This is a genomic window from Roseomonas sp. WA12 (assembly GCF_054165765.1).
Genome location: NZ_CM135108.1, coordinates 2,017,981 through 2,038,888 on the forward strand (window position 1 = coordinate 2,017,981; position 20,908 = coordinate 2,038,888).

Here is a 20,908-nt window from a genome sequence, read left to right on the forward strand (position 1 = left end):
CGCGCGCCCTAGCCCCTTATACGGGGCTGGCGCGCGGCCCAGCCCGCCTGCGGCTCGGCCGCTCGCGCCGTCAGTCCCCTGACGGAGCCGACATCTCGTTGACGATGGCTTCCAGCAGAGCCTGCAGGCTGTCCATCCCGCGGAGCGCCGCACAAGCACGCAGGCGATCAAGCTCGGCCACCACGTCGTCCCGCGTGGTCGTCCCCACCACGAAATCGACTGAAATTCCAGCAGACATCTTCGGCACCCCTTGCCAAATTGTGCTCAGGCGAAAGTCAGCCTGCGCGCAGAAATGTCGTCTTTGTGTTCATCACGCCTCCATTATGGCGTAGATTTGACTTGCTAACAGAGGCCGTGGCGCGTCAGGCGCGAGGGTATTCCGAGTTCGTGGCTTGCGCGCCACAGACGTTCTTATCTCCGAAACTTTCGCCCGGACCGCCTAGGGTCAATCCGTCGCTTAATTTGCCTATGTGCCTGGTCCTGCTCCCGGCCCAGATCCTGCAACAAACTCCGGCATGGCGCGCCCTTACACCATCCGTCTTGTTCTATCGCCGAAGGGTACCTGCTCGAAACCGCGGAGGTTTGGCCGCCCGGGGCACGTCGAAAACGGAATCACGCAATCCCGAAGCGCGCCCCACCGCGTACTCTGAAGAGTAACGTGGACCGCTGCCATTCCGCGTGCTGTTCCGCCCTCCCGGAAGCACAAACAAAAACAGCTCGCTCAAGGGAGCCAGACACATTATCGGAAGGTCTGATCCGGGGATGGTGGGCGCAGTAGGGCTCGAACCTACGACCCGCTGATTAAGAGTCAGCTGCTCTACCAACTGAGCTATGCGCCCGAACCAAAGCATACCGGACCGACGAACCGCGTCTGCCCGGGAGGCGGCTTCTATCCGATCCGTCGCAGAGGTCAACCCCCTTCGCGCGTCGTTGGGCGCACTACTCCCGCGCCGCCGCAAACTCCACGTCCCGGTGCACATAGGCGCTGCCCAGCAACCCGAAGCCCAGCATCACCGTCAGCATCGCGGAGCCGCCATGGCTGATCAACGGCAGTGGCACCCCGCCGACGGGAATGCTCCCCGTCACCATCGCCACATTCACGAAGACATAGAGAAAAAAGTTCACCCCCAACCCAAGCGCCAGCAGCCGCCCGAACTGGTGCCGGCAGCGCAGGGCCGTCAGCAGCGCGAACAGGATCACCAGCGCCAGTAACCCGAGTGTCCCAAGCGCCCCCACCAGCCCGAACTCCTCGGCGATCATGGTGAAGATGAAGTCCGTCTGCTTCTCCGGCAGGAAGTTCAGATGCCCCTGCGTCCCCTGCAGGAACCCCTTCCCCCACATCCCACCGGAGCCCAGCGCGATCTTCGACTGGATAATGTTGTACCCCGCCCCCAACGGATCGCTCTCGGGGTCGAGGAAGGTCGTGATCCGCGCCCGCTGGTAGTCGTGCAGCCGCTCATAGGCGATCGGCGCCGCGAACCCCACGCCCGCGGCCAGTATGGCGAACTTCCACCACCGCACCCCCGCCGCCCAGAACATCGACGCTCCGATCATGCAGGTGATCAGCGCAGTGCCGAGATTCGGCTGCTTCAGGATCAGCGCCACCGGCACCAGCACGGCCAATGCCGGCGGGATGAGGAACAGCACATTCCCCATCCGGTCCCAGGATGCCCGCTGGAACCAGGAGGCCAGCGCCAGCACCAGCATGATCTTCATCAGCTCGGAAGGCTGCAGCTGGATCGGCCCGATATCGATCCAGCGCTGCGCACCCTTGCCGACATTCCCGTGCAGCAGGACCAGCACCAGCAACGCCACCCCCACGGCGTATCCCACCCAGGCCAGCCGCGCGATCACCCGGATATCCACCAGCGAGATGGACAGCATCAGCACCAGCCCGAAGCCGAAGCGCAGCGCGTGCTTGCTCGCATAGGCCTCCGGCACCCCGCCGCCCGCCGAATACAGCGCCACATACCCGATGGCCGCCACCCCGCAGAGCATCAGCACGAAGAGCCAGGGCACCTGCCACAGCTTTTCCAGCACACCGAAGCTGTGCTGGCGCATCAGCAGGCGGCGCTCGTAGATGGCGTGGTCGCGAAGGATCATGGGCGAGGCATCCCCGTCCCAGCCTCGGCCACTCGGCCCGGCGTGGCCGGCATGACGGTGGGCGAGGACTGACGGAATCGATTGATCGTATCGGCCATGATGTCGCGCGCGAGCGGGGCGGCCGCCCCCGAGCCGCTCGTCCCGTGCTCGACAATCACCATGACGGCGTATTGCGGGTTGTCATAAGGCGCGAAGCAAACGAACAGCGCGTGGGGCCGCCACTCCCGCGGCATGGATTCCACCCGGAACCCCCGCTCCCGCTGCTCGCGGGATACGCGGCGCACCTGCGTCGTCCCTGTCTTGCCCGCCAGTTGCCCGAGGTTGCCCGGCAGCCGCGCCCCGCGCGCCGTGCCGCCCTCCTCGTTCACCACTGCCCACATCGCCTCCCGCACCAGTCGCAGGTCGCGCTCGGGAATGCCCAGGGATGGCCAGTCCTCCGGCCGCACCCCCTTCACCGGCCGCCCGCCGACAAGGCGCGTCAGATGCGGCTGCACCGCCCGCCCCGTGGCCAGCCGCGCCGTCATCGTCGCCAGCGCCAACGGGGTGAGCTGGTAGAACCCCTGCCCGATCCCATGGACGACCGTGTCGCCCAGGTTCCACGGCTTGCCCTGCGCCTGCCGCCAGGCCCGCGTCGGCACCAGCCCCCGCCGTGTTCCCGGCAGCTCGATCTCGAGATCCACGCCCAGCCCCAGGCGGTTCGCCATCGCCGCGATGCGGTCGATCCCCGTCCGCTTGGCCATCTCGTAGAAGTAGCAGTCGCAGGAGAGCTTGATGCCCGCCCGCATATCCAGGCTTCCATGGCCGTAGCGGGAATGGCAGTGGAAGCGCGTGTCGCCCAGGTCGTAATAGCCCGGGCAGGGCACCCGGTCCCCCGGCGTGCAAACCTTTGCCTCCAGGGCCGCCAGCGCCACAACCATCTTGAAGGTGGAACCCGGCGCATACAGCCCGTTGGTCGTCTTGTTGATCAGCGGCGTCTGCCGCTTGCTCGTCCATTCCCGCCACTGCGCGTTGGACACACCCGCATTGAACACATTCGGGTCGAAGGATGGCTGCGTGGCCATGGCCAGCACCTCCCCGGTCCGGGCATCCAGCACCACCGCGCTGGTTCCCTCCTCGCAACGGGCACGCACCGTGCGCTGCAGCTCGGAATCCACGCTGATCAGCACGTCCTGCCCGGGCTGCCCTTCGCGCCGGTCCAGCTCCCGGATCACGCGTCCCACCGCGTTCACCTCAAGCCGGATCGACCCCGCACGGCCCCGCAGCGCCTTGTCATGATGCCGCTCGATGCCCGCGCGCCCCACCCGGATGCCCGGGAGCTCCAGCAGCGGATCTTCGCCGATATCGGCTTCCGCCGGCGGCGCTACATAGCCCACCACATGGGCCATGTGCTCCCGCTCCGGATACTCGCGCGTCGTCCCCACATCCACCGAGATGCCCGGCAGATCCGGCGCGTTCATCTCGATGCGCGCCATCTCGTCCCAGGTCAGGAACTCCCGGACGGAAACCGGGATGAATCGACGCCGCCGCCGCACCTCGCGCTCGATCCGGGTGCGCTCCACATCCGTCAGCGGCACGATCTTGTGGAAGGTGTCCAGCACCGCCGGCACGTCCCGCGCATCCTCCGCCACGATCAACGCCCGCCAGTTCAGCTGGCTGCCCGCGATCACCCGCCCCTCACGGTCCAGCACCCGGCCGCGCGGCGGGGCGAGAAGCCGGGCCGAGATACGGTTTTCCTCCGCGAGCGTCGCGTAGCGCTCGCCCTCCTCCACCTGCAGCTTGTTCAGCCGGTACCCCAGGAACCCCAACGCCCCGAGTTGCACCGCCCCCAGCATCAGCGCACGCCGGGTAAAGACCCCCCGCCGGGCCTCCTCCTCCTTCCGCGCCGCGCTCATCGCCGATTTTCCCTCACGCTAGGGCCTCCGCCCGCTCCATCCCCCGATGCGCCCAGGCCATCAGCCAGGCGAGGAGGGGATAGATGCCGATGCTCAATCCCAGCTGGGCGATCGCCGGAGTCGTCGGCGGCACCTGCCAGCCCAGCAGCGCGTGCAAAACATAGCCCAGCCCCACCGCCAGCGCCGCGAAGCCGCAATAGGCCAGCCACACCAGCAGGAAGGACTTCCGCACCAGCACCCGCCGCAGCCGCAGCGCCGACCCATGCACCAGCAGCAGGATCAGCACCCCGATGCCCAAAGGCGCAAAGCCGAGAAGGTCCTGCAGCAGCCCCAGCCCGAAGGCGACCGGTGCGGACATGGAAGCCGGCCGGAACAGGCTCCAGAAGAACACCCCCGCCAAGCCAATCGCCGGCAGCAAAGACGGCAGGCCAACGGGCGCCGCCGCCGCCACCATGACAATGGCCGTGCTCACCCCTGGCACGGCCGCACGCGCCAGCGCATCCAGCCGCGCCAGCAGGCCAGGGGCCGAGGCGGGGCGTCCGGGACGCGCCATGCCGCCCCTACCGCCGCGGCCGGGTGGATGGATCTGGCCGCGCGACCGCCTCAGGCGGGAGAATACCGGCCAGGCCGAACTCAAAGATCCGCAGCAGATCCAGCCGGTCCAGCTGCGCGAACAGCTCCACCTCCGGCCACCCGGTCTCGCCGAGATGCACGATCCCCACAGGAAGTCCCGCCGGGAAGGTCGCCGACTCGGCCGAGGTCACCACCCGGTCCCCGTCCTGCGGCTGCATCCCCGCCGGCCAGTGCTGCAGCCGCGGCCGCGCGCCGTTGGTCCCAACCATCATCGCCCGCGCGCGGGAGCCCTCCAGCACCACCGGGATCCGGCTGTTCATGTCGGTGACCAAAAGGATACGGGCGGACCGCGCCCCCACCTCCGTCACCCGCCCGGCCAAGCCGCGCTCATCAAGCGCAACCTGTCCCTTTTCCACATGGAGAAGCGGCCCGGTCGCGATCAGCACTGCCTTGGCATAGGTCCCACCCGCATCCGCCACCACCCGCGCCGTGCGGAACTGCGGCGCCGGATCGGGCACGAAGGAGAGTTGCCGGCGAAGCAGCGCGTTCTCCGCCTCGAGCGCGAGGGCCGCGGCCTGCCAGCGATGCAGCCGATCGTTCTCCTCCCGGAGCCGCGCTGTCTCCTGCCGCAGGTCGAGCAACCCCTGCATTTCCGAGACGGCGCCCCGCACCGCCCCGATCGGCTCGGCCGCCACGGAATAGAGAGGCGCCAGCAGGTCGGCCACAGCCATCCGGGTGCGCTCGACAAGAAGCGTATCGGCCTTGCCCAGCAGCATCGTGCCGAAGGCGGCGGCGATCAGCACGGGCACCGAGAGCCGCGCCAGGGCCTGCCGGAGGGGGACACTCAGACGTATCAAGCCGACCCTCCCTTCCCGCCCCGCAACGCCTCAGCCCATATAGGATGAACGGCGCCCAGAAGATTGATCGTGAAGAAAACTTACTGTTCGGGCGACCGTAGCGGCTCCCCGATCATAGCCCATGACACGCTAGTACATGGAGGAGAGAACGTGGCGCAGCCGCTTCATTTCCTCAAGGGCACGGCCCGTGCCCAGCGCGACACAGGAGAGAGCCTCCTCCGCTACGCTCACCGGAAGACCGGTCGCCTCGCGCAAAACCTCGTCCAGCCCGTGCAGCAGGGCGCCGCCGCCGGTCAGCACGATTCCCTTGTCAACGATGTCAGCCGCCAGCTCCGGCGGCGTGTTCTCCAGCGCCACCTTCACCGCCTCCACGATCTGGGACACCGGCTCAGCGAGGCTCTCCGAGATCTGTCGCATGGAGACATAGACCTCCCGCGGCACGCCGTTCATCAGGTCACGGCCCTTCACCTCGATGATCGGCCCCTCCTCCCCGAACTCCGGCTGGGCAGCGGCGCCGATCCCCATCTTGATCCGCTCGGCCGTGCTCTCGCCGATCAGGAGGTTAAACTGCCGCCGGATATAGGAGATGATGGCCTCGTCCATCTTGTCCCCGCCCACGCGGACGGAGCGGGCATAGACGATGCCGCCCAGCGAAATGACGGCCACCTCAGTCGTCCCGCCGCCGATATCGACGATCATAGAGCCCGACGGCTCGGTCACCGGCAGCCCCGCCCCGATCGCCGCCGCCATCGGCTCCTCGATCAGCAATACCTTCCGCGCGCCCGCACTCTCGGCGCTCTCCTGGATTGCCCGTCGCTCCACCGCCGTGGAGCCCGAGGGCACGCAGACGATGATCATCGGGGAGGCGAAGCTCCGCCGGTTATGCACCTTGCGGATGAAGTGCTTGATCATCTCCTCCGCCACCTCGAAGTCGGCAATCACGCCGTCCCGCAGCGGGCGGATGGCAGCAATGTTGCCAGGGGTGCGGCCCAGCATCTGCTTGGCCTCCTCCCCCACCGCCAGCACCTGCTTGCGGCCACGGATATCGGCGATGGCCACGACGGACGGCTCGTTCAGGACGATGCCGCGGCCCTTCACATAGACCAGGGTATTCGCGGTGCCGAGGTCGATGGCCATGTCGGCGGAGAGGAAGCCGAACAGGCGAGAGAACATGGGGGATCTGACCTCGGAAGAACGTGGAGTGGCCGGCAGGGCCGGGCGATGGGGTGACTAGCCGCAAGGGCTGGGCCGCTCAAGCCGGAAAAGGGTCTTTTTGGGGCAAGATGACAAACCCGCAACCGAGGCCGAAGAAGGCGCGTTCCAGGGACATAGTTCAACCCCGAAGGAATAAGCTCATGCGGAAGACCAGCCTCGCCCTCCTCGCCATTGCCAGCCTCAGCCTCGGCGCCTGCGGCTACAGCACCGGTGACCGTGCGGTCTCCGGCGGCCTTCTCGGTGCCGGCGCCGGCGCGGGCGTTGCCGCCATCACCGGCGGCAATGCCGGCACGGGCGCCCTCATCGGCGGCGCGGCCGGTGCTGCCGGCGGCGCGCTGACGAGCGGCCGCGACATCAACCTCGGCCGTCCCGCCTGGCGCTGAGCCGGTCAGTCGCGGGGGTCATACTCCCGCGGCCAAAGGACAATCAGAGCAATTGGGGCGCCTCCTTACGGGGGCGCCCTTCCTGATTCCGGCACCGCTTGCGCGCCCGCCCCACGGGGCGTTCCATTCCGAAAGGGCCGCCGGAACGAGCGTCCCGCAGGGAACGGAACGCCAGATCATGATCAGCCTCACCTGCGACGCGGGCGGCCTCCATGCCGGATGCGGCTGCAAAGCCCGCCCGGCCCGGCATCACCCTACCGCCGCCCTGCCCCGTCGCTCCCTCCTGTCCGGGCTCGTGGCGCTCGGCACCGCCGCCTCCCTACCCGGCCCCGTCACGGCCCAGCCTGCCGCGCGCCCCCGCCGGATCGACATCCACCATCACCTGACCCCGCCGGCCTGGCGCGACGCCGCCCTCCAGAAGCTCGATCTCCTCCCTGTGGCCCGCGACTGGACTCCCGAGCGCACCATTGCCGACATGGACGCTGCCGGCATCGACGTCGCCATGCTCTCCGTGAGCACCCCCGCCCTTAGCTTCGTGGAGGGGGATGAGCGCCGCCGCCTGGCACGTGTCTGCAATGAATACGCGGCCGAGCTCATGCAGCGACACCCCGGCCGCTTCGGCGCCTTCGCCACCCTTCCCCTGCCCGATATCGACGGCAGCCTCACCGAGGCCGCCTATGCGATGGATGTGCTGAAAGCGGACGGCGTCCTCCTCTTCACCAGTTACGGAAGGCAGTGGCTCGGCGATGCCGCCTTCCACCCGCTCTATGAAGAACTGAACCGCCGCCGCGCGGTCGCCGCGACCCACCCGCTCTCCCCGCAATGCTGCGAGAACCTGGTCCCCAACGTTTTCGACACCGTGGTCGAGTTCGGCACCGACACGACCCGCAGCATCGCCAGCCTGATGTTCAGCGGCACCGCTGCCCGCTACCCGGAGATCCGCTTCATCTTTTCTCATGCCGGCGGGACGATGCCCTTCGTGATCGAGCGCCTGGAATTTCAGGCCCGCATCCCCGCCATGGCCGCCCGCCTCGCCGGCGGCGCCGTCCGCCCCGCCCTGGGCCGCTTCCTTTACGACACCGCTCAGGCCGCGAACCCCGTCGCCATGAGCGCCCTGCTGCAGCTCGTCCCCTCCAGCCAACTCGTTCTGGGCAGCGACTTCCCGTACCGCACCAGCCTCGAACAGGTTCAGGGCCTGGCGGGATGCGGGTTGGATGTTGCCACCCTGCGCCGCATCGAATCCGGAAATGCCGAAGCCCTGATCCCCCGCCTACGAGCCGGGTAAAGAGAAAAGGCCCGGGGATATCCCCGAGCCTCTCACCATCTTCTTCAGGCTTGCCTTCGGGCCAGCCGCACAGAACGCGGTCCAGGGGGGATACCTCCCCCTGGCCTTCAGGCCGCCGGAGCTGCCATCTCCGCCGGCGCAGTCCGCGCCCGCTTCACCATCAGCTTGTTGAGCGCATTCACATAGGCCCGGGCCGAGGCGACGATCGTGTCCGTATCCGCCCCCTGCCCGTCCACAAGCTTGCCGTGCTCCTCGAAGCGCACGGTCACCCGCGCCTGCGCATCGGTCCCGCCGGTCACGGACTGCACCGCGTACAGTTTCAGCGCCACCTCATGGGGATAGGCAACGCGCATCGCGTTGAAGGTCGCGTCCACCGCGCCGTCGCCCACCGCCATGCCCTCGATCTCCTCGCCGTCGATCTCGAGCTTCAGCGTCGCCATCGGTCGCGTGTTCAGGCCGGAGGTGACGGTCAGTGCCGTCAGCTTCACGCGGTCGTTCTGCCGAACCACCTCGTCATCCACCAACGCCGAAACGTCCTCGTCGTAGACGACCTTCTTGCGGTCGGCGAGGTCCTTGAAGCGCCGGAACGCGTCGTTCAGCGCGTTGTCGCCCAGCTCGTAGCCCAGTGCCTTCAGCTTGTCCCGGAAGGCCGCGCGCCCGGAATGCTTGCCCAGCACCAGGGAGTTCGTGGTCCAGCCCACGCTCTCCGGCGTCATGATCTCGTAAGTGGAGGCATCCTTCAGAACGCCGTCCTGATGGATCCCGCTCTCATGCGCGAAGGCGTTGCGCCCGACGATCGCCTTGTTCGGCTGCACGTCGAAACCCGTGATCGTCGCCAGCAACCGCGAGGTCCGCAGGATGTTCGGCGTGTGGATGCCCGTCTTCCGCGCGATGGCGTTCCCGCGGGTCCGCAGCGCCATCGCCACCTCTTCGAGCGAGGCGTTGCCGGCGCGCTCGCCAATCCCGTTGATCGTGCACTCCACCTGCCGCGCCCCGGCCTGGATCGCCGCCAGTGTGTTGGCAACCGCCAGACCTAGGTCGTCATGGTTGTGGGTGGAGAAGATCACCCCATCCGCCCCCGGCACGCGCTCGCGCAGCATGGAGAAGATGCGCGTCATGTCCTCGGGCAGCGCATAGCCCACCGTGTCCGGCACGTTGATCGTCGTCGCACCCGCCTTGATTGCGGCCTCGACGCAGCGGCACAGGAATTCCGGATCGGTGCGGCTTCCGTCCTCGGCCGACCACTCCACATCATCCGTGTGCTGCCGCGCCAGCGTCACGCTGCGCACCACCGCCGCCAGCACATCCGCATCCGACATGCGCAGCTTCACGCGCATATGCAGCTCGCTGGTCGAGATGAAGGTGTGGATACGTCCGCGCCCGGCCGGCTTGATCGCCTCGGCCGCCCGGATGATGTCCCCATCCGCCGACCGCGCCAGCCCGCAGACCACCGGCCCACCCTTGGCGAAGCGCGTGGCGATCGAGTGCACGCTCTCGAAATCGCCCGGGCTTGCGATCGGAAAACCCGCCTCCAGCACGTCAGCGCCCAGCTCCGCCAGGCTCTCGGCCATGCGCAGCTTCTCTTCCAGGTTCATGGAGAACCCCGGGGACTGCTCGCCGTCGCGCAGCGTGGTGTCGAAGATGATGACGCGATCGTCGGCAATATTGCCGAAGCTGGGGTGGTTGGTGGCCATCTGTGCCGTTCCTTGAATGCCGTGTGGAAGACATGCGGGCGCGTCGCCCGGGGATCCCCCTGAGCGATGCGGGCCAGTCAGCCGCGCGTCACGCCCAGGGGCGGCGAAGTCGAAGGAGGAGGGCGAGAGCCGGGCGCGCGGCGAAGCCGGCCGAAGGGCCAGTGCGGAAAGGCGCGGAACGGGCGTTGGTCGCCTGCATGACGTGAAGGCTACGTCGCGCTCCGGAGAAGGGCAAGCACCGAAACGGCCATCGTCCCGCATGCGTGATGCAGGGATGCGGAACCATCGCTTGCATCCATGCTGCGATGCAGCAAATGACGACGCTCCACCGCACCATTGCCGGAGGCACCCATGGGCCTGCCGCTCCTCTCCCTCTCGATCGCCGCCTTCGGGATCGGGATGACCGAATTCATCATCATGGGCCTGCTGCCCGAACTCGCCCTGGACCTGAGGGTAAGCATCCCGCAGGCTGGATACCTCGTCTCCGGCTACGCCCTCGGCGTGGTGCTGGGCGCACCGATCATGGCGCTGGCCACCTCGCGTGCGCCGCGGCGGCCGGTGCTGATCGCGCTCATGGGCCTCTTCGTCATTGGCAATCTCGCCTGCGCGCTTGCCCCCTCCTATGGCTGGCTGATGGCCGCGCGCGTGCTGACCGCCTTTGCCCACGCCGCTTTTTTCGGTCTTGGCGCCGTGGTTGCCACGCAGGTGGTGCCGCCCGGCCGCCAGGCCCGTGCCATCGCCCTGATGTTCTTGGGCCTTACCCTCGCCAACGTGTTGGGCGTGCCGATCGGCACGGCCATCGGTCAGGTTACGGGCTGGCGCTCCACCTTCTGGGGCGTCGCGGCCATCGGCGGCCTTGCCATGTTGGCGCTTCACCTTTGGTTGCCGCGCAACCTCGCGCGCGGCACCGGCGGCATCGCGGCGGAATTCCGCGCCATGGCCCGCCCGCAAGTACAGCTTGCCATGCTGATCAGCGTGCTCGCCTCGGCCGCCATGTTCGCAGTCTTCACCTATATCGCACCGACCCTGCAAACCGTGACGGGCGTCACCGGCCAGGGTATCTCCGCCGTGCTGCTCGTGGTCGGGCTGGGCATGACGATCGGCAACCTCCTCGGCGGAAGGCTTGCTGACTGGAGGCTGATGCCCATGGTCATCGCCCTACTGCTCGTGGCGGCGAGCGTGATGGTGGTGATGTCGGGCGTGCTGGCAACGCCTGCCGCGGCCGTCGCCGCCATCCTGGCCTGGGCCATCGCCATCTCATCCATCGGCACCCCGATGCAGATGCGGGTGATCCAGATGGCACCTGGCGCGCCCACCCTGGCCTCGACCGTCAACCAGGGCGCCTTCAACCTGGGAAATGCGAGCGGCGCCTGGATCAGCGGCATGGCGCTGACTCACGGCGCTACCTACCCGATGCTTCCCCTCATTGCGGCGGCCATCGCGGTGGCCGCCGCTGGGCTGGCGGCACTGTCTCTCGCAATGGAGCGCCGCGGAGGCGCGCTGCAGCCCGCGCCCGCAGAATAGAGCAAGGGCCCGTGCCGTCCTGGCACGGGCCCCCGCGACGGCCTAGTTCTTGGTCTGATCGACGAGCTGGTTCTTCTTGATCCAGGGCATCATGCCCCGCAGCCGCTCGCCCACCTGCTCGATCGGATGCTCGGCCAACCGGCGGCGCGTGGCCTTGAAGCTCGCCTGGTTCACCTTGTTCTCCAGCATCCAGTCGCGCGCGAACTTGCCGCTCTGGATGTCATCGAGAACCCGCTTCATCTCCGCCTTCGTCTCGGCATTCACGATGCGCGGCCCCGTCACGTACTCGCCGTACTCGGCGGTGTTCGAGATGGAGTAGTTCATGTTGGCAATGCCGCCCTCATAGATGAGGTCGACGATCAGCTTCACCTCGTGCAGGCACTCGAAATACGCCATCTCCGGCGCATAACCCGCCTCGGTCAGCGTCTCGAACCCGGCCTTGATCAGCTCAACCAGACCACCGCACAGCACGGCCTGCTCGCCGAACAGGTCGGTCTCGCACTCCTCCTTGAAGGTCGTCTCGATCACGCCCGAGCGCCCGCCGCCAATGGCGCTGGCGTAGGAAAGCGCGATCTCCAGCGCGTTGCCCGAGGGATTCTGGTGCACGGCCACAAGGCACGGCACGCCGCCGCCCTTCTGGTACTCGCCCCGTACGGTGTGCCCCGGGCCCTTCGGCGCGATCATGAACACATCGATGTCGGCGCGCGGATCGAGCAGGTTGAAATGCACGTTCAGCCCATGCGCGAAGGCAAGCGCGGCGCCCTCCTTCATGTTCGCGTGCAGATGCTCGCGATACAGGTCGCCCTGGCCCTCATCGGGGGTCAGCACCATCACCACATCGGCCCAGGCAGCTGCCTCAGCCGGCGACATCACCTTGAAGCCCGCGGCCTCGGCCTTCTTCGCGGAAGCGCCGGGACGCAGCCCGATCACCACATCCTTCACGCCGGAATCGCGCATGTTCATCGCATGCGCATGCCCCTGGCTGCCGAAGCCGATAACCGCGACCTTGCGGGCCTTGATCAGGTTCACATCCGCATCGCGGTCGTAGTAAACGCGCATCCCAGCATTCCCCCTTTGGGTCTCAGTGCAATCCTACGCCGCCGAAGTCAGGCAGCCAAACTGCGCGGCCCGCGCGCGATCGCAACCGCCCCCGTCCGCGAAACCTCGGCCAGCCCCAGCGGCCGCATCAGCGCCACGAAGGCGTCGATCTTCTCCGCCGTGCCGGTCATCTCAAAGGTCGCGCTGTCATGGCTGGCATCCACCACCCGCGCCCGGAACGCATCGCCCAGCCGCAGCGCCTCCATCCGCGTATCACCGCGCCCGACCACCTTGATCAGGGCCAGCTCCCGCGTCAGATGCGGCCCCTCCAGCGACAGGTCGGACACGGTATGCACCGGCACCAGCCGGTCCAGCTGCGCCTTGATCTGCTCGATGATCATGTCCGTGCCCGTGGTCACGACCGTGATCCGCGACAGCCGCCGCTCCTCATCCACCGGCGCCACGGTCAGGCTCTCGATATTGTAGCCGCGCCCGGAAAACAGCCCGATCACCCGCGCCAGCACGCCGGACTCATTCTCCACAAGCACCGCGATCGTCGCCGTTCGCTGCCCCGCACCTGCCGACGTTTCGGACATGCTCACACCAGCACCTTGCCTTCATCCGTCACGCCCGCGACGCCACCCTGCTGCCCCGCGCCGAGGATCATCTCGTTATGCGCGGCGCCCGAAGGGATCATCGGGAACACATTCTCCTTCTGGTCCACCGCGATATCCGCGATGACCGGCCCGGGATGCGCGATCATCTCGCGGATCACCTCGTCCAGATGGCTCGCATCCGTCGCCCGCAGCCCGCGCGCATGGAAGCTCTCCGCCAACTTCACGAAGTCCGGCAGCGCCTCCGAATAGCTCTCGGAATAGCGGGACCCGTGCAGCAGCTCCTGCCACTGCCGGACCATGCCCATATACTCGTTGTTCAGGATGAACACCTTCACCGGCAGCCGGTACTGCGCCAGCGTCCCCATCTCCTGGATGTTCATCAGAATGCTCGCCTCGCCGGCGATGTCGATCACCAGCGCGTCCGGATGCGCGATCTGCACGCCCGCGGCCGCGGGCAGGCCGTAGCCCATCGTGCCCAGCCCGCCCGAGGTCATCCAGCGGTTCGGGCGCTCAAAGCCGAAATACTGCGCCGCCCACATCTGGTGCTGCCCCACCTCGGTCGAGATGAAGGTGTCGCGCCCGGTCTCGCGCGTGATCTCGTAAAGCCGCTTCACCGCGTGCTGCGGCTTGATGATGCTGCCTTCCTGCACATAGGCCAGGCAGTTCCGGGCCTTCCAGGAATCCACCTCGCGCCACCAGGCCGCGATCGCCTCGCGGTCCTGCTCGGCGCCGTCCGCCTCCCACTCCGCGATCAGCGCGCGCAGCACCTCGGCCGCATCGCCCACGACAGGCACGTCCACTTTGACGTTCTTGTTGATGTTCGACGGATCGATATCCGCATGGATCTTCTTGGACCCCGGCGAGAAGGCGTTCAGCCGCCCCGTCACCCGGTCGTCGAAGCGCGCGCCGATGTTGAACATCACGTCGCAGCCATGCATGGCGAGGTTCGCCTCGACCGTGCCGTGCATTCCCAGCATCCCGATGAAGCGCGGGTCGCTGGCCGGGAACACGCCCAACCCCATCAGCGTGTTCGTGCAGGGCATGTTCGCCATCCGCACGAAGCGCGTCAGCAGCTCGCTCGCCTCCGGCCCCGCATTGATGACGCCACCGCCGGCGTACACCACAGGCCGCTTGGCCGACTTCAGCAGCGCCACCGCCTTGCGGATCTGCTCCGGCTCTGGCCGCGTTACCGGCCGGTAGGACCGGTGCTCCTCCCGCGGCGCCTCCTCATAGATCCCACGCCCCAGCAGGATATCCTTCGGGAGATCCACCACCACGGGACCCGGCCGGCCCGAGCGCGCCACATAGAAAGCGTCATGCACCGTCCGCGCGAGGTCGCCGATCTTCTTGACGAGATAGTTGTGCTTCGTCGCTGGCCGCGTGATGCCGGTCGTGTCCGCCTCCTGGAAGGCGTCATTGCCGATCAGATGCGTCGGCACCTGCCCGGTCAGGCAGACCACGGGGATGGAATCCAGCAGCGCATCCACCAACCCGGTTACCGCATTGGTGGCACCAGGGCCGGAAGTCACCAGCACGCAGCCGACCTTGCCGGTGGAGCGCGCGTAGCCCTCCGCCGCATGCACCGCGGCCTGCTCGTGGCGAACCAGGATGTGGCGAATGGCGTTCTGCTGGAACAGCGCATCGTAGATCGGAAGGACAGCGCCGCCGGGATAGCCGAAGATTACTTCGACGCCCTGCTCCTTCAGCGCACGAAGGACGATTTCGGCGCCCGTCAGGGTGCTGGAATCCGTCTGGGCGGGCAGGGTGGCGGACATGCGGCGTTTCCTGGGGAAAGTTTCGCGGGCCGGTGATCTACGGCCCCCACCCCCGAGCGTCAATGCACGAATTGCATGTTCGACAAGATTTCGCCGATCTGACTTTCCGAAAGTTGCGCAACACTGCCGATTCGCGCATTGATGGTATGCGCGCAGTGGGGGTCCGCAAGCGAATGATGCCGAAACCATGTCGCTTGCCGTTTCGTGTACTGCCCGGTGGCGAGCACCGCCCGCTTGCCCGCCTCAGCCAGTGAGAGCCGCCCTTCCAGCACGGCCGAAAGCTCGGGCACCCCATGCGCACGCATAGCTGGTAGCGCCGGATCCAGGCGCTGCGCCACAAGCGCCCGCACCTCCTCCACCGCACCAGCCCGCACCATCCCTTCCCATCGTGCCGCGATCGCTGCGCGCAACGCATCCCGCGGCGGATCGATCAGCACCGCGTGAAAGTCGAAAGGCGCCGGTCCCGTCGCCGGCGCATCCGCCTGCCAGGACGCAATCCCCCGCCCCGTCGCCCGCCAGACCTCCCATGCCCGCGCAACACGCTGCCCATCCCCCGGCCGCAGCCGCGCGGCACTGCCCGGATCAACCTGGAGAAGCCGTGCATGCAGCGCCGCTGCTCCCTCCTGCGCCAACAGCCGCCGCGCCTCTTCCCGCACCCCGTCGGGGATGACGGGCATCTCCGAAAGTCCTCGCGTCAGGCTGCTGAAATACAGCCCCGTCCCCCCGCACAGGATCGGCACCAGCCCCGCCGCCACCGCGCGCCCCATCCCCTCCAGCGCCGCCTCTCGCCACCAGGCGACAGAGGCAGCCCGCGCCGCCGGCAGCACACCATAGAGCTCATGCGGCGCCATCGCCTCCTCCTCCGCGGAGGGCCGGGCCGTCAGCATCCGCAAATCCCTGTACAGCTGCATCGAGTCGGCATTGATCACCACGCCGCCGATCCGCCGCGCCAATGCCAGCGCGAGGGCCGACTTTCCCGAGGCCGTCGGCCCGGCGATCAGAAGGGCGCGTCTTCCGGCTATGGCTGGTTGCTCCATCGCGATCCCAGGGGCATGAACCCCGCCCATGTCGCATGTCCTCACCCTCGTCGCACCCCCGGGCGGGCTCTCGGCCGCCACCCTCGCCCGCGTGCGCGACGCGCTCACCGCCCTTGGCGCAGCCCCCGGCACCCCGGACTGGCTTGCCGCGAACGAGGCGGCCGACCTTCCCTTCGCCGACCTCAACCCCGACCAGGCTACCGCCGCCGCCCGGGCCGCCCTTGGCGCCGAGCCGATCGACGCAATCGCCCAGCCCGCCGAGGGCCGCCGCAAGCTCCTCCTCATCGCCGACATGGACAGCACCATTGTCACCTCGGAGACGCTGGACGAGCTCGCCGCCTATGCCGGCCTGAAGGACGAGGTCGCCGAGATCACCCGTCGCAGCATGAACGGCGAGCTGGACTTTGCCGCTGCCCTCCACGCCCGCGTCGCCATGCTGAAAGGCCTCAGTCTCGACGCGCTCGAGGCCACATGGGCCCAAACCCACCTCATGCCCGGCGCCCGCGCCCTTGTTCGCACCATGGCCGCGAACGGCGCCCACTGCGCCCTCGCCTCTGGCGGATTCACCTTCTTCACCGCCCGCGTGGCTCAGCTCTGCGGCTTCCACAGCCACCACGCCAATACCCTGCTCGACGACGGCAAGTCCCTCACCGGCGAGGTCGCCGAGCCCGTCTTCGACCGCGACGCAAAGCTCGCCACCCTCACCCGCCTCGCCGCCGAGAAAGCCCTCCCCCTCTCGGCCACCCTCGCGGTCGGCGACGGCGCCAACGACCTGGCCATGCTCGGCGCCGCCGGCCTCGGCATCGCCTACCGCGCCAAGCCCATCGTGGCCGCCGCAGCCCGCGCCCGAGTGGACCAGACCGACCTCCGCGCCCTCCTCTATGCCCAGGGCTACCGCGCCGCCGATATTTCCCCCGACAACGACTGATCCAGCCCCGACGCTCCGCGCATGCGATCCGTCCGGCCCTACCGCGCCACCAAGCCCGGCTGATCCAACCCGAAGGCCTCCCGCAGCCCCATCCGTCCGGCGGGCGTCACGGTCAGCGCCCGCGACCCCGCGACCCGCCGCACCCAGCCCAGATCCACGCAGCGCCGACAAAGCGCTGCCCCAAGCGCTCCCGCAAGATGCGCGCGCCGCTCACTCCAATCGAGGCAGGGCCGACAGAAGGCCCGCCCCCGCCCGGAGGGCACGGCAACGCCCAACCCCTCCAGAAACCCCGCCCCCGCCTCCGTCAGCGCCCCGCCATCCGCTGTCAGCTCCACCTGCCCGCGCGCGACCATCGCATCCGCCATTCCCACCGCCAGCCGCCCGGCCAGGTGGTCGTAACAGGTCCGAGCTTCCCGCATCGCGGCGTCCCGCGGCCCCGTCCGCGGCGCCCGCGCCACCGGCCGCGCGGCAGAAAGCGCCATCAGCCCTTCCAGCACCCGCGCCACCTCCGGCGAGGCTAACCGGTGATACCGGTGCCGCCCCTGCTTCTCCACCGCCAGCAACCCCGCCCCCAGCAGCCGCCCGAGATGCCCGCTGGCCGTCGTCGGCGCCACGCCCGCCGCCCCCGCCAGCTCCCCAGCCGTCAGCGCCCGCCCATCCATCAGCGCGGCAAGCATGTTCAACCGCGCGGGATCCCCCAGCGCGGCGGCGGTCTCGGCAAGGGCGGCGGTGCTGACCATCCCATCCGGATACCCCGCCCTGCCCCGCGCATGCTACGGCCAGCACCGAGGCATCGCAGGCCCACCCGCCCACAGAATTGGCCACATCACCACCCCTGGACGACCATGGACCTCCTGCCTCTCGCGGCCATCGCCGCCATCTTCCTCCTCGCCGGTTTCGTGAAAGGCGTGATCGGCCTCGGCCTTCCCACCATCGCCATGGGCCTGCTTGGCTCCCTCATGCCGCCCGCCGAGGCCGCTGCCCTCCTCGTCATCCCCGCCATCATCAGCAATCTCTGGCAGATGGCCGGCGGCACCGCCCTCGCGCCCCTGCTCCGCCGTCTCTGGCCCATGCTCGCCGGCGTCCTCCTCGGCAGTTGGCTAGGGGCCGGCCTCCTCACAGGCACGGACACCACCTCAGCCATGGCCGCCCTCGGCGCCGCCCTGCTCGCCTACGCCGCCATGGGCCTCCTGCCCTGGAAACTTCCTCGGGTTCCACCGCGCCACGAAACCTGGGCCGGCCCCGTCGCCGGAACCGCCACGGGCGTGATCACCGGCGCCACAGGCGTCTTCGTCATCCCCGCCGTCCCCTATCTCGGTGCCCTCGGCCTCACGCGGGACGAGCTGGTCCAGGCCCTCGGCGTCTCCTTCACCGTCTCGACGCTGGCACTCGCGACCGCCCTGGGCACCGCCGGCGTCTTCACCACCAGCCTGGCCTGGGGATCCCTCGCCGCCCTGATTCCAACCCTGCTCGGCATGGCCCTGGGCAACGCCCTCCGCCGTCGCGTCAGCCCCGAGACCTTCCGCCGCTGGTTCTTCCTGGGGCTGCTCGTGCTCGGTGGGCAGCTACTGGCCCGCGGCTTCAGCTGACGGCGCTGATACCCACCGGGGAAGCGCTGCTTCCCCGACCCCGCCTCCACCGGGGAGGCACGGGCCTCCCAGGCCCCGCTTCAAGGTTTCGGGCAACAGCGCGCAGGGTCAGCACGCCAGTCAAAACCCTCGGCGGCGGCGCCCCAGGCTCCCCGGTGAGGGAGCTTGGGGCAGGCAACGTCTCACCGTGCCCGCTAGCGCAAGATCAACGAAACCCGCGAAGTGTCCCGCAAACCTTCTCCAGCTGCGCGTCCGTCATCTCCGGGAAGACCGGCAGGCTCATCACCTCCCCCGCCGCGCGGGAGGTCTCGGCGCACCCCGCCGGTCCCATGGCGATGCGCCCGGCATACGCTCCCTGCTCATGCACCGGCACGGGGTAGTGAATGGCCGTCATCACGCCCTGAACGCGCAGCCGGTCCATCACCCCCGCACGGTCCGGCACGCGCAGGACATATTGATGGAACACGTGCTCCACCCCGGGCGCACGGAAGGGCGCGGTAAACGGGCCGTCCGCCAGTGCCGCGTCATACGCAGCGGCAATGGCCTGGCGGCGGGCATTGCTGGCATCCAGCAGTCCCAGCCGCACGCGCAGGATCGCCGCCTGCATCTCATCCAGCCGCGTGTTCACCCCGACCTCGTCGGAGATGTAGCGCGTGTGCCATCCATACTGCCGGATCGCGGCCATGCGCTTCGCCAGCGCCGCATCAGGCGTGGCAGTCACCCCCGCATCGCCCAGCGCGCCAAGATTCTTGGTCGGATACAGGCTGAACGCCGCCGCATCGCCCATGGTCCCGGCCATGCGCCCATCCAACCGCGCCCCATGCGCCTGCGCCACATCCTCCACCACCGCGATCCCGGCCGCGCGGCAGGTGCCGAGAATGGCGTCCATGTCGCAGACATGCCCGTAGATGTGCACAGGGATCACGGCGCGGATCGGCGGCAGCCCCGGCGGCGGGCTGGCGATCACCGCTTGCAGCTCCGCCGCATCCATGCAGAAGGTCCGCGGATCAATGTCGATCAGCACGGGCGTCGCCCCCACCATCTCGATCGCGGCCACCGTCGCCACCGCGGTGTGGGACACGGTCGCCACAGCGCAGCCCGGCCCGATGTTAAGCCCCCGCAGCACGAGCGCGATCGCATCCGTCCCGTTGGCACAGCCCACCGCCTGCATCGACGGCGCCGGCGCGCCACCCGGCGCCGAGAGCCAGGCCGCGAACTCCGTCTCGAAGGCAGCCCCCTCCTGGCCGAGAATGTACCACCCGCTGGAGAGAACCCGCGAAACCGCGGCGTCGATGGCCGTCTTCTGCGCACGATAGGCGGCGCCGAGATCGGCCTGGGGCACGATGATGTCGGGGGCGTCCATGGAAAGCGTCAGTCCTCAGGTCTCGTCGGAGAGATAGGCCGGAAGGCGGGGTCGGAACCAGTCCACCGTGCGGCGAAGCCCCTCGGCCAGCCCCACGCGCGGCGCCCAGCCCGTCGCCGCCCGGAAAGCTCGATCGTCGGCGTGATAGGACCCGATGTCGATGGCCGCCCGCTCCGCCGGGAAGGTCTTGAGCAGATAGCTCCCCTCACCCGCCGCCACCACCATGGCATCGCCCAGCGCCTGCAGGCTGATCGGCGCGTCGCCCCCAATATTGAAGGCCCGCCCCGTCACCTCGGCCGGCCGCCCGGCCAGCGCGTCCGCCGCCGCCAGGAAGGCCGCCACCACGTCGTCAACATAGGAAAAGTCGCGCAGCTGCTCGCCGCCCCACACCTCGAAGGGCTGCCCCTCCAGCACCCGCCGCACCCAGATGCCCAGGAAGGTCTGCCGCGCATCCATCACCCGCATCCGCGGGCCGTAGCAATTGGTCAGCCGCAACGCCGCCACGGGCCGCCCGTGCACCCGGTTCTCCAGAAGCCAGTACTGCTCGGCCGCGAACTTGGACACGCCATTGGCGTCCGGCGGCGCGATCGGATGCGCCTCGGAGACCGGCAGCACCTGAGGCCGCCCGTAGAACTGCCGCGTGGAGGCATGCACCACCCGCGCGCCCGGCGCGCCCTGCCGCAGCGCCGCGATCAGCCGCAGCTGCGCATGCCCGTTGATGGCCAGATCCGTGAAGGGGTCCGCCTGGCTGCCGGCATGGCTGGTCTGCCCGGCCATGTTGAACAGCACGTCGATCCCATCGACAAGCGGGTGAAGGTCCGCGTCGCGCAGGTCGTCCTCGACCAGCCGCGCCCCGCTCCCCTCCAGATTCGCCCGCCGCGCGCCGGTGCCGGGCAGCAGCGCGTCCAGCGCCACCACCTCTGCCCCCACCGCGCCCAGGGCATGACAGAGCGCCGAACCCAGAAAGCCCGCCCCACCGGTGACGAGCACGCGCCGGCCCTGCCAATTCCCGTCCATTCACCACTCCGCATCTGC

General features: G+C 68.7%; 19 protein-coding genes and 1 tRNA gene. 5 read left to right on the forward strand and 15 right to left on the reverse strand.

The window, feature by feature from the left end:
• Positions 1–70: 70 nt before the first annotated feature.
• The 7 genes from ACVBD7_RS09555 to ACVBD7_RS09585 all read right to left on the reverse strand — a co-directional run bounded on the left by ACVBD7_RS09555 (position 71) and on the right by ACVBD7_RS09585 (position 6,598).
• Positions 71–238, reverse strand: a complete 168-nt coding sequence (locus ACVBD7_RS09555; RefSeq protein WP_458097249.1) for a hypothetical protein — start codon at positions 236–238, stop codon at positions 71–73.
• Positions 239–763: 525 nt separating this feature from the next.
• Positions 764–839: transfer RNA gene (locus ACVBD7_RS09560), tRNA-Lys, on the reverse strand.
• A 100-nt stretch (positions 840–939) separates the two neighbouring features.
• Complete coding sequence (rodA, locus tag ACVBD7_RS09565; RefSeq protein WP_458097250.1) at positions 940–2,103, reverse strand: rod shape-determining protein RodA; 1,164 nt, start codon at positions 2,101–2,103, stop codon at positions 940–942.
• On the reverse strand, positions 2,100–3,995 hold the full coding sequence (mrdA, locus tag ACVBD7_RS09570; protein ID WP_458097251.1) for a penicillin-binding protein 2: 1,896 nt from the start codon (positions 3,993–3,995) through the stop codon (positions 2,100–2,102). Before mrdA ends, rodA begins: the two co-directional genes overlap by 4 nt.
• A 13-nt stretch (positions 3,996–4,008) precedes the next feature.
• Positions 4,009–4,548 (reverse strand): rod shape-determining protein MreD, encoded by a 540-nt coding sequence (mreD, locus tag ACVBD7_RS09575; protein WP_458097252.1) that lies wholly within the window; start codon positions 4,546–4,548, stop codon positions 4,009–4,011.
• Positions 4,549–4,555: 7 nt separating this feature from the next.
• Complete coding sequence (gene mreC / locus ACVBD7_RS09580; RefSeq protein WP_458097253.1) at positions 4,556–5,425, reverse strand: rod shape-determining protein MreC; 870 nt, start codon at positions 5,423–5,425, stop codon at positions 4,556–4,558.
• 129 nt (positions 5,426–5,554) lie between these two features.
• Positions 5,555–6,598 (reverse strand): rod shape-determining protein, encoded by a 1,044-nt coding sequence (locus ACVBD7_RS09585; protein WP_458097254.1) that lies wholly within the window; start codon positions 6,596–6,598, stop codon positions 5,555–5,557.
• Between the two features lie 182 nt (positions 6,599–6,780).
• On the opposite strand from ACVBD7_RS09585, the gene ACVBD7_RS09590 reads away from it, so the two are divergent.
• Positions 6,781–7,023, forward strand: a complete 243-nt coding sequence (locus ACVBD7_RS09590; protein ID WP_458097255.1) for a hypothetical protein — start codon at positions 6,781–6,783, stop codon at positions 7,021–7,023.
• Positions 7,024–7,201: 178 nt separating this feature from the next.
• On the forward strand, positions 7,202–8,308 hold the full coding sequence (locus ACVBD7_RS09595; RefSeq protein WP_458097256.1) for an amidohydrolase family protein: 1,107 nt from the start codon (positions 7,202–7,204) through the stop codon (positions 8,306–8,308).
• 107 nt (positions 8,309–8,415) lie between these two features.
• On the opposite strand, the gene ACVBD7_RS09600 is transcribed toward ACVBD7_RS09595, so the two are convergent.
• Positions 8,416–10,002 carry a 2-isopropylmalate synthase gene (locus ACVBD7_RS09600; RefSeq protein WP_458097257.1) on the reverse strand — a complete coding sequence of 529 codons (1,587 nt, stop codon included), beginning with the start codon at positions 10,000–10,002 and terminating at the stop codon, positions 8,416–8,418.
• A gap of 351 nt (positions 10,003–10,353) precedes the next feature.
• On the opposite strand from ACVBD7_RS09600, the gene ACVBD7_RS09605 reads away from it, so the two are divergent.
• A complete protein-coding gene (locus ACVBD7_RS09605) occupies positions 10,354–11,526 on the forward strand; it encodes an MFS transporter (RefSeq protein WP_458097258.1) in 1,173 nt (390 codons plus the stop codon).
• 42 nt (positions 11,527–11,568) lie between these two features.
• On the opposite strand, the gene ilvC is transcribed toward ACVBD7_RS09605, so the two are convergent.
• From ilvC to miaA, 4 genes are read right to left on the reverse strand one after another with little or no spacing between them, the layout of a single operon-like run.
• Complete coding sequence (gene ilvC, locus ACVBD7_RS09610; RefSeq protein WP_458097259.1) at positions 11,569–12,585, reverse strand: ketol-acid reductoisomerase; 1,017 nt, start codon at positions 12,583–12,585, stop codon at positions 11,569–11,571.
• A 47-nt stretch (positions 12,586–12,632) separates the two neighbouring features.
• Positions 12,633–13,160 carry an acetolactate synthase small subunit gene (gene ilvN, locus ACVBD7_RS09615; RefSeq protein WP_458097260.1) on the reverse strand — a complete coding sequence of 176 codons (528 nt, stop codon included), beginning with the start codon at positions 13,158–13,160 and terminating at the stop codon, positions 12,633–12,635.
• A 2-nt stretch (positions 13,161–13,162) separates the two neighbouring features.
• The gene (locus ACVBD7_RS09620; protein WP_458097261.1) at positions 13,163–14,956 is read right to left on the reverse strand and encodes an acetolactate synthase 3 large subunit; all 1,794 of its coding nucleotides are present in this window, start codon (positions 14,954–14,956) and stop codon (positions 13,163–13,165) included.
• A gap of 59 nt (positions 14,957–15,015) precedes the next feature.
• A complete protein-coding gene (gene miaA, locus ACVBD7_RS09625; protein WP_458097673.1) occupies positions 15,016–15,993 on the reverse strand; it encodes a tRNA (adenosine(37)-N6)-dimethylallyltransferase MiaA in 978 nt (325 codons plus the stop codon).
• 28 nt (positions 15,994–16,021) lie between these two features.
• Between miaA and serB the strand changes: the two genes are divergently transcribed.
• Complete coding sequence (serB, locus tag ACVBD7_RS09630; protein ID WP_458097262.1) at positions 16,022–16,921, forward strand: phosphoserine phosphatase SerB; 900 nt, start codon at positions 16,022–16,024, stop codon at positions 16,919–16,921.
• Between the two features lie 38 nt (positions 16,922–16,959).
• On the opposite strand, the gene ACVBD7_RS09635 is transcribed toward serB, so the two are convergent.
• Positions 16,960–17,661, reverse strand: a complete 702-nt coding sequence (locus ACVBD7_RS09635; protein ID WP_458097263.1) for an ArsR/SmtB family transcription factor — start codon at positions 17,659–17,661, stop codon at positions 16,960–16,962.
• 105 nt (positions 17,662–17,766) lie between these two features.
• On the opposite strand from ACVBD7_RS09635, the gene ACVBD7_RS09640 reads away from it, so the two are divergent.
• Complete coding sequence (locus ACVBD7_RS09640) at positions 17,767–18,510, forward strand: sulfite exporter TauE/SafE family protein (protein WP_458097264.1); 744 nt, start codon at positions 17,767–17,769, stop codon at positions 18,508–18,510.
• A 205-nt stretch (positions 18,511–18,715) separates the two neighbouring features.
• Here the strand turns inward: ACVBD7_RS09640 and ACVBD7_RS09645 are convergent, their stop codons facing one another.
• Positions 18,716–19,873, reverse strand: coding sequence for a DegT/DnrJ/EryC1/StrS family aminotransferase (locus ACVBD7_RS09645; RefSeq protein WP_458097265.1), 1,158 nt, complete (start codon positions 19,871–19,873; stop codon positions 18,716–18,718).
• 15 nt (positions 19,874–19,888) lie between these two features.
• Positions 19,889–20,890, reverse strand: a complete 1,002-nt coding sequence (locus ACVBD7_RS09650; RefSeq protein WP_458097266.1) for an NAD-dependent epimerase/dehydratase family protein — start codon at positions 20,888–20,890, stop codon at positions 19,889–19,891.
• Between the last annotated feature and the right edge of the window lie 18 nt (positions 20,891–20,908).

Excerpts from the sequence above, each read along its gene's own strand:
- ACVBD7_RS09555 (WP_458097249.1), bottom strand. The coding sequence starts at position 238 with ATGTCTGCTGGAATTTCAGTCGATTTCGTGGTGGGGACGACCACGCGG.
- rodA (WP_458097250.1), bottom strand. The coding sequence starts at position 2,103 with ATGATCCTTCGCGACCACGCCATCTACGAGCGCCGCCTGCTGATGCGC.
- mrdA (WP_458097251.1), bottom strand. The coding sequence starts at position 3,995 with ATGAGCGCGGCGCGGAAGGAGGAGGAGGCCCGGCGGGGGGTCTTTACC.
- mreD (WP_458097252.1), bottom strand. The coding sequence starts at position 4,548 with ATGGCGCGTCCCGGACGCCCCGCCTCGGCCCCTGGCCTGCTGGCGCGG.
- ACVBD7_RS09585 (WP_458097254.1), bottom strand. The coding sequence starts at position 6,598 with ATGTTCTCTCGCCTGTTCGGCTTCCTCTCCGCCGACATGGCCATCGAC.
- ACVBD7_RS09590 (WP_458097255.1), top strand. The coding sequence starts at position 6,781 with ATGCGGAAGACCAGCCTCGCCCTCCTCGCCATTGCCAGCCTCAGCCTC.
- ACVBD7_RS09595 (WP_458097256.1), top strand. The coding sequence starts at position 7,202 with ATGATCAGCCTCACCTGCGACGCGGGCGGCCTCCATGCCGGATGCGGC.
- ACVBD7_RS09600 (WP_458097257.1), bottom strand. The coding sequence starts at position 10,002 with ATGGCCACCAACCACCCCAGCTTCGGCAATATTGCCGACGATCGCGTC.
- ACVBD7_RS09605 (WP_458097258.1), top strand. The coding sequence starts at position 10,354 with ATGGGCCTGCCGCTCCTCTCCCTCTCGATCGCCGCCTTCGGGATCGGG.
- ilvC (WP_458097259.1), bottom strand. The coding sequence starts at position 12,585 with ATGCGCGTTTACTACGACCGCGATGCGGATGTGAACCTGATCAAGGCC.
- ilvN (WP_458097260.1), bottom strand. The coding sequence starts at position 13,160 with ATGTCCGAAACGTCGGCAGGTGCGGGGCAGCGAACGGCGACGATCGCG.
- ACVBD7_RS09620 (WP_458097261.1), bottom strand. The coding sequence starts at position 14,956 with ATGTCCGCCACCCTGCCCGCCCAGACGGATTCCAGCACCCTGACGGGC.
- miaA (WP_458097673.1), bottom strand. The coding sequence starts at position 15,993 with ATGGAGCAACCAGCCATAGCCGGAAGACGCGCCCTTCTGATCGCCGGG.
- serB (WP_458097262.1), top strand. The coding sequence starts at position 16,022 with ATGTCGCATGTCCTCACCCTCGTCGCACCCCCGGGCGGGCTCTCGGCC.
- ACVBD7_RS09635 (WP_458097263.1), bottom strand. The coding sequence starts at position 17,661 with ATGGTCAGCACCGCCGCCCTTGCCGAGACCGCCGCCGCGCTGGGGGAT.
- ACVBD7_RS09640 (WP_458097264.1), top strand. The coding sequence starts at position 17,767 with ATGGACCTCCTGCCTCTCGCGGCCATCGCCGCCATCTTCCTCCTCGCC.
- ACVBD7_RS09645 (WP_458097265.1), bottom strand. The coding sequence starts at position 19,873 with ATGGACGCCCCCGACATCATCGTGCCCCAGGCCGATCTCGGCGCCGCC.
- ACVBD7_RS09650 (WP_458097266.1), bottom strand. The coding sequence starts at position 20,890 with ATGGACGGGAATTGGCAGGGCCGGCGCGTGCTCGTCACCGGTGGGGCG.